14 protein-coding genes are annotated in these 16,288 nt (G+C 41.9%); 8 read left to right on the plus strand and 6 right to left on the minus strand.

The genetic code is table 11. The features are described from left to right. Positions 1 to 661: 661 nt before the first annotated feature. The 6 genes from EV194_RS11895 to EV194_RS11920 form a co-directional block, all read right to left on the minus strand. Positions 662 to 1,897 (minus strand): DUF4861 domain-containing protein, encoded by a 1,236-nt coding sequence (locus EV194_RS11895; protein ID WP_132434262.1) that lies wholly within the window; start codon positions 1,895 to 1,897, stop codon positions 662 to 664. A 29-nt stretch (positions 1,898 to 1,926) separates the two neighbouring features. Next, on the minus strand, positions 1,927 to 2,724 hold the full coding sequence (locus EV194_RS11900) for a gluconate 5-dehydrogenase (RefSeq protein WP_132434263.1): 798 nt from the start codon (positions 2,722 to 2,724) through the stop codon (positions 1,927 to 1,929). 10 nt (positions 2,725 to 2,734) lie between these two features. Continuing rightward, positions 2,735 to 3,085, minus strand: coding sequence for a cupin domain-containing protein (locus tag EV194_RS11905; protein WP_243699409.1), 351 nt, complete (start codon positions 3,083 to 3,085; stop codon positions 2,735 to 2,737). Positions 3,086 to 3,087: 2 nt separating this feature from the next. Next, positions 3,088 to 3,924, minus strand: a complete 837-nt coding sequence (gene kduI, locus EV194_RS11910; protein ID WP_132434265.1) for a 5-dehydro-4-deoxy-D-glucuronate isomerase — start codon at positions 3,922 to 3,924, stop codon at positions 3,088 to 3,090. 33 nt (positions 3,925 to 3,957) lie between these two features. Beyond that, the gene (locus EV194_RS11915; protein ID WP_132434266.1) at positions 3,958 to 5,280 is read right to left on the minus strand and encodes a BNR repeat-containing protein; all 1,323 of its coding nucleotides are present in this window, start codon (positions 5,278 to 5,280) and stop codon (positions 3,958 to 3,960) included. A 65-nt stretch (positions 5,281 to 5,345) separates the two neighbouring features. Further along, positions 5,346 to 6,353 carry a LacI family DNA-binding transcriptional regulator gene (locus tag EV194_RS11920; RefSeq protein ID WP_132434267.1) on the minus strand — a complete coding sequence of 336 codons (1,008 nt, stop codon included), beginning with the start codon at positions 6,351 to 6,353 and terminating at the stop codon, positions 5,346 to 5,348. A gap of 289 nt (positions 6,354 to 6,642) precedes the next feature. Between EV194_RS11920 and uxaC the strand changes: the two genes are divergently transcribed. From uxaC to EV194_RS11960, 8 genes are all read left to right on the plus strand, one after another. Continuing rightward, a complete protein-coding gene (uxaC, locus tag EV194_RS11925) occupies positions 6,643 to 8,037 on the plus strand; it encodes a glucuronate isomerase (protein WP_132434268.1) in 1,395 nt (464 codons plus the stop codon). Positions 8,038 to 8,094: 57 nt separating this feature from the next. Beyond that, positions 8,095 to 9,132, plus strand: a complete 1,038-nt coding sequence (locus tag EV194_RS11930; protein ID WP_132434269.1) for a sugar kinase — start codon at positions 8,095 to 8,097, stop codon at positions 9,130 to 9,132. A gap of 137 nt (positions 9,133 to 9,269) precedes the next feature. Next, positions 9,270 to 9,941 (plus strand): bifunctional 4-hydroxy-2-oxoglutarate aldolase/2-dehydro-3-deoxy-phosphogluconate aldolase, encoded by a 672-nt coding sequence (locus tag EV194_RS11935; RefSeq protein WP_132434270.1) that lies wholly within the window; start codon positions 9,270 to 9,272, stop codon positions 9,939 to 9,941. Between the two features lie 6 nt (positions 9,942 to 9,947). Beyond that, complete coding sequence (locus tag EV194_RS11940) at positions 9,948 to 10,796, plus strand: SDR family oxidoreductase (RefSeq protein ID WP_132434271.1); 849 nt, start codon at positions 9,948 to 9,950, stop codon at positions 10,794 to 10,796. Positions 10,797 to 10,881: 85 nt separating this feature from the next. Then, positions 10,882 to 11,961, plus strand: a complete 1,080-nt coding sequence (locus EV194_RS11945; RefSeq protein WP_132434272.1) for a PfkB family carbohydrate kinase — start codon at positions 10,882 to 10,884, stop codon at positions 11,959 to 11,961. Between the two features lie 55 nt (positions 11,962 to 12,016). Then, positions 12,017 to 13,291: a lactate racemase domain-containing protein gene (locus EV194_RS11950; protein ID WP_132434273.1), complete on the plus strand. Its 1,275-nt coding sequence runs from the start codon at positions 12,017 to 12,019 to the stop codon at positions 13,289 to 13,291. Positions 13,292 to 13,579: 288 nt separating this feature from the next. Next, positions 13,580 to 15,034 carry a decarboxylating NADP(+)-dependent phosphogluconate dehydrogenase gene (gene gnd / locus EV194_RS11955; protein WP_132434274.1) on the plus strand — a complete coding sequence of 485 codons (1,455 nt, stop codon included), beginning with the start codon at positions 13,580 to 13,582 and terminating at the stop codon, positions 15,032 to 15,034. A gap of 201 nt (positions 15,035 to 15,235) precedes the next feature. Continuing rightward, a complete protein-coding gene (locus tag EV194_RS11960; protein ID WP_132434275.1) occupies positions 15,236 to 16,267 on the plus strand; it encodes a TRAP transporter substrate-binding protein in 1,032 nt (343 codons plus the stop codon). Positions 16,268 to 16,288: the final 21 nt, after the last annotated feature.

Consider the following 16,288-nt stretch of genomic DNA (forward strand, 5'->3'; position numbering starts at 1 on the left):
TTTGAATTCTAACTTTCACGTAAATAATATTTCGTTTAAAGTAGGGGCGCTAGCCCTGACATCTTCATAGCAGCGAATCATCGAACCAATTATCCAAGGGGCGTAGCCCTGGCATCTTGCTGCATAAAACGCAACTCATCGCAATCAGCAAGGCTTATATTTAATCTACTGTTCAGATTTTATGTGTTAAAATTTAGACTATAAGTCCCGATTTATCGGGATAGAACTCCTCCCGAAGCCTCGGGACTCGTTTCAGAGCGATCTCCCCTCTATTATTTAAGGGTTCGTAATTTAACAAACATTAAATGGTCTTTGAACAAAGATAGTTCTAAAAAACTATATCATTATCAATCACTGCTGTCCGACTAAGATTTTTTTTAATGATAATCATATAATAGATTTTTCGCTTCGCGCGAAACGACAAGCTGTTACGCTGTGAGAGGTGAGGGGTTATTGCGGCGAAGCCGCCATCACCCCTTCACCCGCCTTGACCTCCTGAAAGTTTTGTCATTTCGAGCAGAGCAAGAAATCTAAATTAATTAGCTGATCAGTAGTGATTATCAATATATAATGAAGAAACTAAAAGTAGAAAAAAAACCTTTGGTTTGCAAATGCAAACCAAAGGGTAATTAACCACTTAAACAATAAACAACGTACTCGTCTATGGCAATAACCAGGCAGAGTCATCTAACTTAAAAGCTGCTTTATTCAGCATTTCCCGAAAGTAAATTTCACGGGCAAAACCGGTATCCTGATATTCCCATCCAGAGAAAAAGGCATATTCTGCTGCAATGCCGGGCTCAAGCTCAATGGCAGTAAGAAAAGTGCGGATAACTCCGTCGCCGGTTTCAGGAGCCGAACGTTGATGCTTGAACTGTTCGGTAGGAATTAATATTCCAAGTCCAAGTATTTCACCATCATATCCCTGATTGCCATGGCTTCCAAAAACAGTAAAACCGGCAGATTCAGATTGAAAAAGTTCCAACTCATGCATATCTACAATTCCTGTATACAGAACTTCATCGCCTTGTAAATTATCGACCCAAACCTTTGCTCTGTAAAAATGGTCGCCGGCGTAAATTGAGATCCTGTGAACCAGGTCATATTTCCGGTCACCCACTGTTACTCCTTCAAAAGTAAGATCAATAATTGAACGTACAGGACCTTCTGTTACAAGTCGAAAACCAGCTTTGTCAGCAGGACCCACACGATAAACTTCGCCATCAATGCCAATCGCAATGGCTCCGGCTCCCAATGAATTACCTACAATCAGATTATCCATTCCCCAGTCGTCCATTACGTGATAATTCTGGCCATCGATTCCGGCAATGTCGAGGATCATGTCTGTAGTAGTTTTTCCGAAGATATCAATACCATTTCGCGCATCGAAATAATTACGGAAACCTACTAAATCGTTTTCCCAGCCGGGCCCTTCCATTTGAAAAATTGCTGAGATGGTTGGACTATCAGTAGATTTCAATCTCAGATCATCATAAGCAGGCTCATGGGGCGGATCTTTCCTAGCAAAACGTATATTAGTACGTTTTGTGAATTCGGGCATATCTGCAGGATTTACAGCCTCAAAACGAAATTTTTGAGTTTCGTTTGGTCCAAAATCAGCAAGAAACACCAGTTCATCCCAGTTTCCATCACCATTGATGTCATCGGTTTGCGATGCCATTACATCCCCCTTTTGATTGACTACAACCACATCAATAGGGCCAATCATTTCATCTAAAACAAATTGTTGAACAACCGCACGAGGTAAAACAACTGCTTTACCTGGAACAGGTTCATTAAATGGATTAGTGACCTCGAAAGCCGGAATGCCTGGTGCACCGCATGATGCCATTAAAATGGCAATCGAAACAACGGAAATCAAATTTCTAAACTTCATATCAATATATGTTTATGGTTCGTTACTGATTAAATATCATTCTCACCCTTCACATATCCAAAATTGGCCAAAATACCACCATCAACATAAAGCACATGACCATTTACAAAATCACTTGCTTTTGACGCTAGAAACAGTGCTGCATTTGCAACATCTTCAGGCTCTCCCCAACGGGCAGCAGGGGTTCTGGTCATTACCAGATCGTTAAATGGATGTCCGCCTTCACGAATTGGCGCCGTTTGCGCCGTAGCAATATAACCCGGGCCAATACCGTTGATTTGCAGATTATATTTGGCCCACTCGCAAGTCATATTGGCAGTAAGCAACTTTAAACCACCCTTTGCTGAAGCATAGGCAGAGACACTGTTACGCCCGTAAACACTCATCATAGAGCACATATTGATGATTTTTCCTGATCGCTTCTCAATCATCTTAGGAGCCACTCGCTTGGCAACGATCAAAGGAGCAACAAGATCCACATCTAACACCTGTTTAAAATCATTTAAAGGCATCTCAAGAATTGGGATACGTTTAATAATTCCTGCATTATTTACAAGAATATCGACATTGCCAAGATCTTTCTCAATTTGAGAAATTCCTTTATCCACATCAGCTTCATTGGTAACATCAAACACCAAAGTGTAAACATCAATTCCATCCTTTGCATATTCTGCTTTGCATTCCTGAAGCTTTTCAGCAGACAAGTCATTTACACATACTTTAGCACCTGCTTTTCCAAGTACCTTTCCAATAGCCATTCCAATTCCATGAGTGCCACCGGTTATCAGAGCTACTTTGCCTGACAAATCAAATAATTCGTTTATCATTTTTCTCAGTTTAATCAGTTATAAAATCTTCACGTAACGGCGTAAAACAATCCACAATTCTTACATGCTCAGTAAGCCGCTGAATGGTGTGCGGCACATCAGGTTGCATGGCAAACAGATCTCCTTTTTTCAAGTGAACAGGTTCGTTTTTATCAGCAAATAGGTACAACTCACCTTCGGCGACATAAGATACCTGTTCATGATAATGATTGTGGAAAGGATCAGCAGCTTTTGTTGGCCCATCGTAAAAATCGACCACCACAAGCATCAGTTTTTCTGTCTTGATAATGCGTCTTTCAATGCCGGGAGCAATCTCGGTTACTTCAGCATCATCATACCTTTTCCAATAATCTGTAACCATCACTATCTTAAATCTTGAGGTTTACGTGTATCCATGTCTCCATAATCAAGATTCTCACCACCCATACCCCATATGAATGTATAATTTGCAGTTCCCGCAGCACTATGGATACTCCAAGACGGAGATATTACGGCTTGTTCATTTTTCATCCAAATGTGGCGCGTTTCTGTTGGTTGGCCCATAAAATGGCAAACCACCTGCTCATCGGGCACCTCAAAATAGAAATAAGCTTCCATCCTCCGGTTATGAGTATGTGGTGGCATGGTATTCCATACACTACCAGTTTTTAACTCGGTCATACCCATTTGAAGCTGACAGGTTTCTACAACACTATTAACCAGAAGCTTGTTAATTTGCCGGTGATTTGAAGTTTCCAAACTTCCCAACACAACAACTTCAGCATCGGCAAGAGTCACTTTCTTATTTGGAAATTGCTTATGTGCCGGAGCCGAATTCATATAAAGTTTAGCCGGCTTGGCATCAGCCTCAGAAGCAAGCAACACTTCCTTATTCCCGCTTCCAAGGTATAAAGCTTCTTTGTATCCAAGCTTATACTCCTGTCCATCGGCTTTAATAATTGCAGGGCCACCTACGTTTATAATACCAAGTTCGCGTCTCTGCAGAAAATATTCAGCCTTCAGCTCTTCAAAAGGCTCTAGTTTGCTTCCTGCTGTAGTTGGCATTGCTCCACCAACAATCAAACGATCGTACATGGTATAAACCATTTTAACTTTTCCGGATTTGAACAACTCCTCTACTAAAAAATCCTTTCGGATTCTTTCAGTATCATAATTCTTTGCATCGGCAGGATGTGCCGCATACCTTAATTCCCAATCCATAATTTTCTTCTTTTATAATTTGTAAATCAGTTATCAAAAAAATGTTTTTAATTGAGATGGACTCAATTGAAATACTTTGACCATTTGCGGAGCCATTTCGACGGCTCTTTCTCCTCCCTCTCCCTGCCCAACTTTTTGCACATATAAACTAAGAATCCCCTTATTGCGCCACAATTCCGTATCATAGGATGGCTCCCATTGAGCCACTTCGAGTTCATCAATAACTTTCCTTTTCCATTGCATTCCTTCAACTGTTGATGCTGAAGAAATAACCACGCGATCATCTACTTCGGCATCTCTGTATATGAGATAAAAGAAAGTTTCATCTCCTTCCACCCTTGACAATAACTGCGGACGGCTGATGGGAATTCTTCGTGTTCCACCGCCAGCAAGAGAAAAAGGTGTTTTTCTATTGGTGGCTTGAGATGAATGCCATTGCGTCCCATCATGATAAACAATAAAAAACTGAGTAACAGTCTCTCCTTCCGCTGTCCAGTAACTTGCTATGGCCGGATTCCCGTTGGCATCGGTTGTCATGGACGTTTGATTGATTAAGTTACTATTTTGAGGGATCTTCATTGCTATCTCGGAGGTGTCGTACGTAATTGGAACCGGCAGCATTTTGCCGGTTGATGTTTTCCAGGTTCTGCCTCCATCTGATGATCGGGCATAACATAGATTGTGATTTGTTGAAACATCCCAAGTATCTCTCCACACATAAGATAAATGAATATCACCCTCATTGTCAACAGCCATTTGCCAATATGCATTACGCTTACCCTCTCCACTTATCAGGTTATTATGAATACGCTCCCATCGTTTTTCATCAAGATGATATCTGTTAAGCACCATGTTTCCTGCACCGGATGCTCCATATCTGTAAACGAAGTACATCCCACCATCCGGGAGAGCATAAAACTCAGGGTATGTAACCCCCCGGTCTTCCTGTTTATTTGTCATTGATAATCTGGGGCCAAGCTCAAGTCCCCTTGGTTCTATTGACCTGGCATAATTCAATGGCCCGTCATGATGATCCCAGGAAACATGAAGATATCCATCACCATCAACCATTATGCTAATCACATTATGAGCATCCCAAACATTCCCCTGGTACTGGGTTGTATGCAGGCGCCAGTCATCTTTACCATGTTTGCGTTTTCCAAGTACTACATTACCAATGCTATCATAAAATGAAATATACTGGAATTTATCGTTGGATACCAATGAGTTCTTTCTAAATATGGCTGCATTAACCGATGTTTTAGACCATCCATAATCAACTTCGGAGATAATGGAGGTTGAATGACAACCTACAATTAATGAAGATAGAGCAATTACTATTAAAATCTGTTTCATAAAAATTCAATATCTAATAACGATTAATAATCAACCACTTTTATAATAGGATAGATCCTTAAATATTAAAACTTAATCGAAGACTCTCTTACTAATAATCTAACCGGAATAATTTCCTCCTCCGTAATCAGAGATCCTTTTTCAATTATTTTAATTAGTGCCCGTGCCGCTTTATTTCCAACATCATACGCATTTTGCTCAACTGTTGTGAGTTTTGGTGTTAAAAGTTCTGCAAAAGGCTCATTTGCAAATCCTACGACTCCGATATCATCAGGGACTTTCATTCCCAGTGACTGAATTGCCTGAATAGCCCCGATTGCAGAGAAATCTCCTGCACAAAAAATGGCGTCTGTTTCGGTTGTTTCAAGTAATTGTCTTGTTCTTTCAAAACCAGTCTCTTTGGTAATGGCTTCTTCCAAAACGTATTCTTCCAGTAATGGTAGGCAGGCCTCCTCCAAGGCATATCTATAACCTCTGTATCTCTCGCTGTATACATTTACCGAAAGCGCCCCGGTTAAATGTGCAATTCTTTTGTATCCACTTTTTATTAAATGCTTCACCGCCATATAAGCTCCTGAGAAATTATCATTTATGATTCGTGGCCCGGCTACGGTGGCTGAAGCACGGTCAAACTGTATTAATGGTATATTTTCGTTGGTAATACTTTTAATATGATCAAAATTGCCTGTCTCCATTGAGTGCGACATAATGATGCCTGCAACCCTGTTTTTTAAAAGCGCCTGTAATGCTAATTTCTCGTTATACAATCTTTCATAGCTTTGACATATAAGCAAATTATAACCTGCAGGGTTAAGAATCTGTTCAACGGCGCTGATCACATGCGAAAAAAAATGTCTGTTGACTCTTGGAACCAGCATACCTATTGTATCGCTTTTTCCTCTTCGCAGCGAGGAAGCCATGACATTTGGTTGGTACCCCAATTCCTCGGCTTTCTCCTCCACTTTTTTGCGTGTGGCAACACTCACCCTTACGCTCCCGGATAAAGCCCGAGAAACAGTAGAAGGAGTCACTCCCAATGCTTTTGCAATATCAATTATCGTAGCTCGCTTCATAAAAACACTAATCAATAACACAAAAATACAAACGTTTGCACAAAAAACACAATTTTATCTGGATCTTTTTATTCTTTTTTCATAAATTAGATTTCTAAAATTCAGACTACATCAATAGCACCTTGCTGAAATCAGGACTCAGACATCTACCTTAACAACCTCATTTTCTATTATTTAATCCATAAACCCAAAACAAGAATTGATTATTATAGATTCAAAAAGAGTTAAAATATTTGGAAAAATTACTTTCGTGTTATACCTTCGTGTTCGTTAACGACAATTATAGATTATGGGAAAATTTATTCATCCGGACTTTGTCCTTGAAGGCAAAACAGCACAAAAGCTTTATCACGACTATGCTGAAAAGCTGCCAATAGTAGATTTCCATTGCCACCTTTCACCTAAATTAATCGCAGACAATCATAAATTTGAGAGTTTGGGACAGATTTGGCTCGAGGGCGACCATTATAAATGGAGAGCAATGCGCACAAACGGAGTGGACGAAGAGTATTGTACCGGCAATACCTCATTCCGGGATAAATTTCAAAAGTGGGCCGAAACCGTGCCCTCAACCATTGGTAATCCATTACACCATTGGACGCACCTTGAACTTGCAAGACATTTCGACATCTTCGACTTGCTGACTCCGGAAAATGCAGGAAAAATTTACGACAAAGCCACCGAAATGCTTCAACAGGATGAGTTCAGAACTCAAAACCTTTTGAAAAAAATGAATGTGGAAGTGGTTGGAACTACCGACGACCCTGCTGATTCGCTGGAATATCATCAGGCTTTGAAGAATTTTAGCATCAAAGTTCGTCCCACCTTCAGACCCGATAATGTTTTGAAAATTGAAGATCCTGAGTTTTTCAATGCGTACATCTCAAAACTAGAGAGTGTATCCGGTAAAAACATTAAAACACTTGGAGATTTAATCTCAGTTCTTGACGAAAGACATGCCTTTTTCAATGAGGTTGGTTGTAAAGCTTCTGATCATGGTCTCGACAGACTATATTATACGCCAAATTTCCTTGATGGTGCAGACAAATCATTCGAAAAGATTCGTAACGGGGAAAAATTATCTGACACAGAGACAGAAGGATACCGTACCTATGTGATGTACGAATTGTGCAAAATGAACCACAAACGTGACTGGGTTCAGCAGTTTCACCTGGGAGCCATGCGCAACAACAACACCCGTATGTTTAAAAAACTTGGGCCTGATGTTGGCTTCGACTCCATAGGAAACCCACAAGATGCCAACAAAATCTCAAGATTTATGGATCTTCTTGATACTGAAGACAAATTGGCTAAAACCATTTTGTACAATCTAAACCCATCAGATAATGAGATGTTTGTAACCATGCTTGGTAACTTCCAGGACGGAAAAACCCCCGGGAAAATTCAATATGGTGCCGGATGGTGGTTTCTGGATCAAAAAGTGGGTATGGAGAAACATTTAAGAGATCTATCCGTGCTGGGACTTTTATCTCGCTTTGTGGGAATGGTAACCGATTCAAGAAGCTTCCTCTCCTACCCTCGCCATGAGTATTTCAGACGCATTTTATGTAATCACTTAGGGCATGAAATAGATAAAGGATTGATACCCAACGATCAAAAACTATTAAAAACGGTGGTTGAGGATATTTGCTATCACAACCCAATGAGATATTTTGGCTTTTAAAAGCCAAAATTAAAACGAATAAAGAACAATCATATTCATATTGTAATAGATAAAAAAATGACACCAAGAGTAGTTTCCTTCGGAGAGATTATGTTGAGGTTATCCACACCCGGATACCAACGATTTGCACAGGCAACCTCGTTTGAAGCCTGTTATGGTGGTGGCGAGGCCAATGTGGCTGCATCTCTTGCCAATTATGGCATTGAGTCCTCTTTTGTTACTGCACTTCCCAAAAACGATATTGGAAGAGCATGCCATATGGAATTAAAAAAGTATGGCATTGACACCAATGACATTCAATTTGGCGGAGAACGACTGGGCATTTACTTCCTTGAAACAGGAGCTGTAGCGCGTGCAAGCAAGGTCGTTTACGATCGTGCTTACTCATCTTTCGCTCAGATAAAAAAAGGACAATTTAACTGGGACGAAATTCTGGAAGGAGCCACCTGGTTCCACTGGACCGGAATTACCCCCGCTGTTTCGCAAGGAGCAGCCGACGTTTGTCTGGAAGCCATTCAAACAGCAAATAAAAAAGGGATAACGGTTTCATGTGACCTGAACTATCGCAAAAACCTATGGAAGTATGGCAAAAGTGCAAGTGAAGTAATGCCTGAACTTGTTGCCGGTTGCGATGTGGTTTTAGGAAACGAAGAAGATGCTGAAATGGTACTGGGCATTAAACCGGAAGGTGTTGATGTAACCGGCGGACACGTTGAAGCCGAAGCTTATCGTAGCGTTTCACAACAAATCATGAAAGAATATCCAAGGGTAAAAAAGGTGATCACAACCCTGCGTGGCAGTGTAAGTGCCAACCACAACTCATGGTCGGGCGTTCTTTATGACGGAAAAAATCTGTTCACTGCACCAACTTATCAAATCACACACATTGTAGATCGTGTTGGTGGTGGCGACTCATTTATGGGCGGACTAATCTATGGCTTGTTAACCTATAAAAATGATGACGAAAAAGCACTCTGCTTTGCCACAGCTGCATCATGCCTGAAACACACCATTCATGGTGATTTTAACCAAGTAACAGTTGACGAGGTAGAAAAATTAATGGGAGGCGATGCCTCCGGAAGAGTTTCCCGATAAATAAACAATTTGAAACGGAAAAAGAGCCGGAGTATTTGGGTTTGATAAAAAACTAAGAGTCAGAAAAACCGCATTAACACAATTAATGTTTAAACACTTTCAGCTCTTTTTCCTTTCTTTAATACATTAAAAAAACCATGGCTAAATATACACGCATAGAGGTATTCTTAAAAATGAAAGAAACGGGTGTTGTTCCTGTTTTCTATCATTCAGACTTAGAGGTTTGTAAAGGTGTTGTAAAGGCCTGCTACGACGGAGGAATTCGGGTGTTTGAATGGGTAAACCGGGGAGATTTCGCAAGCGAACTTTTCAGTGAGATCAACAAATATGCCTTGGCCGAATTACCCGGGATGATACTGGGAGCCGGTAGTGTGGTGGAAGAAGGAACTGCGGCCATCTATATTCAGGCTGGTGCAAACTTTATTGTAGCGCCTCTGTTGAATGAAAACATGGCAAAACTTTGCAATCGCCGAAAAGTGATGTGGGCTCCAGGTTGCGGAACCATCTCCGAAATAGGGCGTGCCGAGGAACTTGGTGCCGAAATTGTTAAGATGTTTCCGGCATCAGAAGTTGGCGGACCCTCTTTTGTTAAAGCCGTTAAAGGGCCTATGCCAAAAACTAATATTATGCCAACAGGCGGGGTAGATACCACCGAAGCCAACCTTAAAGGATGGTTCAGCGCAGGCGTAACCTGCGTAGGAATGGGTTCCAATCTGTTCCCAAAAGAGATGATAGAAAAGCGTGATTTCGCTGCGCTTACTCAAAAAGTAAAAGACCTGATGGCAACCATTAATAAAGTAAAAAACTAAGAAATTATGACAGCACCGGTAAAAGATTTAAACCTCAAAGGCAAAGTAGCCGTTGTAACAGGCGGTGGAGGTGTCATTTGCTCAACCATGGCTAAAGCTTTGGCCATGCATGGAGTAAAAACAGCCATTCTGGACTTAAACCTGGAAGCTGCTCAAAAAGTAGCGGAAGAAATCAAGAGCGAAACAGGAACCGACTCTGTAGGTTTCGCAGCCAATGTACTGGATAAAACCTCTCTTGAGCAGGCAAAAAAAGCCATTAACGACCAACTGGGAAAAATTGACTATCTGATTAATGGTGCAGGAGGTAATGCAGCAACAGCCACTTCAAAGGTTGAAAAAATGGAAGAAGGCGATAACCTTGAAGATACTTTCTTCGGTCTTCAACTTGAAGGTTTCGACAAAACCTTCGACCTGAACTTTAAAGGCACCCTTCTCCCCTCGCTGGTTTTTGCAACTGATATGCTCGAAAAGAAAAATGGAGGAATTGTAAACATTTCATCCATGAACTCATACCGACCTTTAACCAGGATTCCTGCATATTCGGCTTCAAAAGCAGCCATCAACAACTTTACGCAGTGGTTGGCAGTGCATTTTGCCAAAACCGGCATCAGAGTAAATGCCATAGCTCCCGGATTTCTTTTAACCAATCAGAACCGTTTTCTTTTAGTGGATGAAAAAACAGGAGAATCAACCCCTCGCGGTAAAAAAATCATCAACGGCACACCAATGGAGCGATATGGAACCCCTGAGGAGTTAACCGGTACATTGCTTTACCTTTTATCTGACTGGTCTGAGTTCATAACCGGAATAGTTGTTCCGGTAGATGGCGGATTCAGTGCATACAGCGGTGTTTAAATGAGATTTTTGATTTCGGATTTTTCAAATCCGAAATCTTTCACCCAGGTTATCAAACAAAATCATCCCTTAAAATCAAATAATCATGAGTCTCGAATTAAAAAAAGATTTCAAATGGGCAATGGTTGTTCCAACCAGCATGGGAGTAAGAATTACTCCTGTAAACGGGCAACCCGTTCACAGCAGTGACACGTTCATGATGCAGGCAACCAGTGCCGAAACCAACGTAGCCAGTGTTTCTTCCTACCTTGGTTTGCCGGTTAAGGTTTTAACCACTTTCGTAAAAGACAGTCCCATCGCTCAATTTATAAAAAGCAATCTGAAAACCCGCCACATGGATTATGAAGGTCCGGACGTTGAACAGGGCGACCCATGGGGTTTCAGACATCAGTTTAACATTGCCGACAGCGGATTTGGCTCACGCGGGCCTCGCGTTCACAACGACCGTGCCGGTGAAATTGGGCGTACATTAAACGTGAAGAATTTCGACCTGGACAGAATCTTCGGTGAAGAGGGCGTACAAATTGTACACCTGTCAGGTCTTATTGCCGCACTTTCTCCCGATACAGGAAATTTCTGCCTGGAATTGGCACGTGCCGCTAAAAAATATGGAACCAAAATATCATTCGACCTCAACCACAGGGCATCCTTCTGGAAAGGTCGCGAAAAGGAACTACACGAAATATTCTCCGAAATAGCCTCTGTATCAGACATCCTCATTGGAAATGAGGAAGACTTCCAGCTTTGCCTGAACATTGAAGGACCTGAGGCTGGAGGTAAAGACATCACCGCTAAAATTGACAGTTTCAAGGAGATGATTATGCGGGTGAAGAAAACCTATCCCAATGCATCGGTATTTGCCACTACCCTCAGGGAAGTGCACAGTGCCAACGACCACCTTTGGGGAGGCATTATGCTTGAAGGCAACAACTGGCATGTTGTTGAACCACGCGAAATAAAAGTACTGGATAGAATTGGAGGAGGAGATGGTTTTGTTGGTGGAATGCTTTATGGCATTTTAAAAGAATGGGAACCTGAAAAATGGATTCAGTTTGGCTGGGCTACCGGCGCATTAGCCACCACATTCCTCACAGATTACGGACAACCTGCCGATGAAGAGATGGTATGGAGCATCTGGAGTGGCAATGCAAGAGTGAGACGATAGGTCTCACCCTTGATAACCTGTAAGATTCAATCAGAGAACTTAAATAAAAATTACCATGGTATATTTTCAAAGAGGTTCAGCAACCGACGAACTCTCATCAAACGATTTGAAGTCGGCTCTTTTTACGGCTCTCGAAAAACTGGGAACCCGCAAAAAGGTTTTGGCAATACCTCCCGACTACACCAGATTTCATTCCAAAGCAGGCGAGTTAACAGCTTTTGCCTGGCAATATTATAAAGAGAATCTGACCGACATATTACCGGCTTTGGGGACCCATGTGGCCATGACCGGAGACGAAATAAACCACATGTTCCCGGGTGTTCCCTTCGATCTATTCAGAGTGCACGACTGGCGTAACGACGTGGTAACGCTTGGAACGGTTCCCGGCGATTACATCAACGAAATTACCGATGGACGCATCAACTATGACTGGCCGGCACAAGTCAATAAAATGCTGGTTGAAGGAGGATACGACCTGATTCTTTCAATCGGTCAGGTGGTTCCTCACGAAGTCATTGGCATGGCCAATTACAATAAGAACATTTTTGTTGGAACAGGTGGAGCTGAAGGCATCAATAAAAGTCATTTTATCGGAGCTGCCTATGGCATGGAGCGCATCATGGGGCGTGCAAATAACCCGGTACGAAGGGTTCTGAATTATGCATCGGAACATTTCGCCAGTGACATGCCAATTATTTACGTTCAAACGGTGATAGGCCGAAATGATCAAGGCAAATTGGTTACCCGTGGCATATTTATCGGCGATGATGAAGAGGTGTTTGAAATGGCAGCTGATTTGTCCATTCAGGTAAACTTTGAAATGGTTGAAAAACCATTGAAAAAAGTTGTAGTTTACCTGGATCCATCTGAATTCAGAAGCACATGGCTGGGTAACAAAAGCATTTACCGCACCCGCATGGCTTTGGCTGATGATGCTGAACTGATTGTTCTGGCTCCTGCTCTGAAAGAGTTTGGCGAAGATCCCACCATTGATAAACTGATTAGAAAATATGGTTACTGCGGAACGCCTAAAACTCTGGAGTACGTTGAGAATAACGAAGACATGAAAAACAACCTGGGAGCCGCAGCGCACCTGATTCATGGCAGTTCAGAAGGACGCTTTTCAGTCACTTATTGTCCGGGACATTTAACCAAAGAGGAAATTGAATCGGTATTCTTTAAATATGCGGATCTGAAAGAGATGATGAAACTTTATGACCCGGAAAAACTTAAAGATGGCTTCAATACCATGCCCGATGGCGAAGAAATTTTTTATATTTCCAATCCCGCAGTTGGCTTATGGGCTCACAAAGACAGGTTTAAGGATTAAAGCATTTAGACTTATAGATATAAGATATTTAGATGCTAGAGTAAAGGGGTTGAAATGCAAGAATTAAAAGATAACTTAAAAACAACAAATCTCTTTCTCAAATTCTCATTATCTCTAATCTCGAATTGTATAAGAACCATACATCAATAGAATGATAAAGAAATAAATTAAACAATTGCTAATATTAAACAATAGAACATTATATACAGAGCATTAGATTTGCAACAGAGTATAACATCTGGTTACTGAAAATCTGATTTTAATAACCCTTAAAAATTAAACAACAATATGAAAGCATTATCAGACATTGGTCTTATTGGACTGGCCGTAATGGGTGAGAACTTAGTTCTCAACATGGAGAGTAAAGGCTTCCAGGTGTCGGTTTACAACCGCTCAACTGAGAAAGTTGACAACTTCATTAACGGACGCGCCAAAGGCAAAAACATAAAAGGAACCCGCACACTTGAAGAGTTGGTGCAATCGCTGGAACGTCCCCGTAAAGTGATGCTGATGATTAAAGCCGGAGGAGCTGTTGACGCAAGCATCGAAAGCTTGATTCCACTTTTGGAGCCCGGTGACATCATCATTGATGGTGGTAATACCCATTTCCCTGATACGGATCGCAGAACTCAATATGTAGAAAGCAAAGGATTGCTATACATCGGAACAGGCGTTTCTGGAGGTGAAGAAGGTGCATTGCTAGGACCCTCAATTATGCCAGGAGGATCCCCAAAAGCATGGCCACTTGTAAAACCAATTTTCCAAAGCATCTCAGCTAAAGTTGAAGACGAAACTCCCTGTTGCGATTGGGTTGGAGAGAATGGTGCCGGACATTTCGTAAAAATGGTACACAACGGAATTGAATACGGTGACATGCAGCTGATCAATGAAGCTTATCACCTTATGAAAGACCTGTTGGGAATGAGTGCCGACGAAATGCACGATGTTTTTAAAGAGTGGAACGAAGGACCTCTTGACTCCTACCTGATTGAAATTACTCGTGACATTTTGGGATACAAAGATGAGGATGGCGAACCATTGGTTGAAAAAATCCTCGACACAGCCGGACAAAAAGGAACAGGAAAATGGACAGCTGTCTCGGCTCTCGACCTAGGCATTCCATTAACATTAATCGGAGAAGCTGTATTCTCCCGTTGTTTATCTGCCATTAAAGATGAGCGTGTGGCCGCTTCTAAAGTTCTATCCGGGCCAAAACCGGAGTTCAAAGGAGATAAAAAACAGTTCCTGAATGATCTTCAGGATGCGCTTTACGCATCAAAGGTTGTATCTTACGCTCAGGGTTATGCATTAATGGCTGCCGCAGCAAAAGAATATGGCTGGAATCTGAATTATGGAGGCATTGCATTGATGTGGCGTGGTGGATGTATCATCCGTTCGGTTTTCCTTGGAAAAATTAAGGACGCTTATGATGCCAAACCAGATTTGACCAACTTGCTGCTCGATCCTTTCTTCAAGGATGTGATTGAAAAAGCACAGCAAGGATGGCGTCGTGTTATTTCTGCTGCCATTGAGAACGGTATTCCTACGCCTGCTTTTGCAACCGCTCTTAACTATTTTGACGGATACAGAAGCGAAAGGTTGCCGGCGAATCTGCTTCAGGCTCAGCGCGACTATTTTGGGGCGCATACGTATGAGAGGCTTGACAAGCCTCGTGGTGAGTATTTCCACACCAACTGGACAGGACGTGGTGGAACCACGGCTTCTTCGACTTATAACGTTTAGGCATAAACTTAAAACCAGCTTCCCTTTCGGGAAACTGGTTTGTCATTGACTAAACCTTAAAGACCTTTATCCCCCATCACCTTTTGTTTATAACGAAAAGATAAGTTTGTAAAGCATCGAAATCGCAACAAGCATAAAGTAGATTCATTATAAGGTATGCTCATTGATTTCGTATAAACCTGAAATACAATCTATAAAAAAATGAAGAAATTTAAAGTAACAGCGTTGCTTGCCACGGTTCTGTTTATTGCAGGATGTGGCCTCCAAAGTGATGTAAAGATACTTCGGTTGGGACACACCCTCGACACCCAGCACTCTGTGCATATTGCCATGCAATACATGGCCGACAGAGTTGCCGAATTATCTGACGGACAGGTTCAAATTCAAATCTATGCAGGAGGAGTTCTGGGATCAGAAAGAGAAAGTCTGGAGCTAATTCAACTTGGAAGCATGGATCTTACGAAGGTTTCAGCTGCTGCGATGGAAGGGTTTGTAGAAGAGTACAAAGTATTGGGTCTTCCCTACATTTTTCGGGATAAAGAGCATTCCTTCACAGTACTTGATGGTCCAATAGGAGAAGCCATGCTGGCAAAGGGAACTGAATTTTGGCTTCGTGGTTTATGCTTCTATGATGCCGGTGCCAGAAGCTTCTATACAAAAGACAGGATTGAAACCCCTGATGATTTAAGAGGCTTAAAAATCAGAGTCATGCAAAGTATCACTGCCGTAGAAATGATTCGCGCCATGGGAGGCGCCCCAACACCAGTTTCATGGGGTGAACTTTATACCGCACTTCAGGGAGGTGTTGTTGATGGAGCAGAAAACAATCCCCCAAGTTTTTTCTTGTCAAGACATTATGAAGTTTGTAAATACTATCTGCTTAACGAACACACCATGATTCCGGATGTGATGATAGTGAGTACACATGCCTGGAACAGATTGACTGAAGAAGAGCGAAAATGGCTTCAACAAGCAGCCGATGAATCAGTAGTCGTGCAACGTAAGGAATGGGAGCGTTCAGAAAACGAGGCACTCGCAGCAGTTAAAGCCGCAGGCGTAGAGGTCATTATTCCAAATAAAGAACCATTTATGGCAGCCACCGAAAGTGTTTTTGAACTCTATAGGAATAACCCCGCCATATATGATCTGATTCAGCAGATCAGAGCCATCCAACCCGAGGATTACCATGTGGCCGATCTTGAAGAGTTAACCAGCGAATACGAAAAAAACTAACGAAACTAATTTCCACACAGG

This window comes from Natronoflexus pectinivorans, assembly GCF_004345615.1.
GTDB lineage: Bacteria > Bacteroidota > Bacteroidia > Bacteroidales > Marinilabiliaceae > Natronoflexus > Natronoflexus pectinivorans.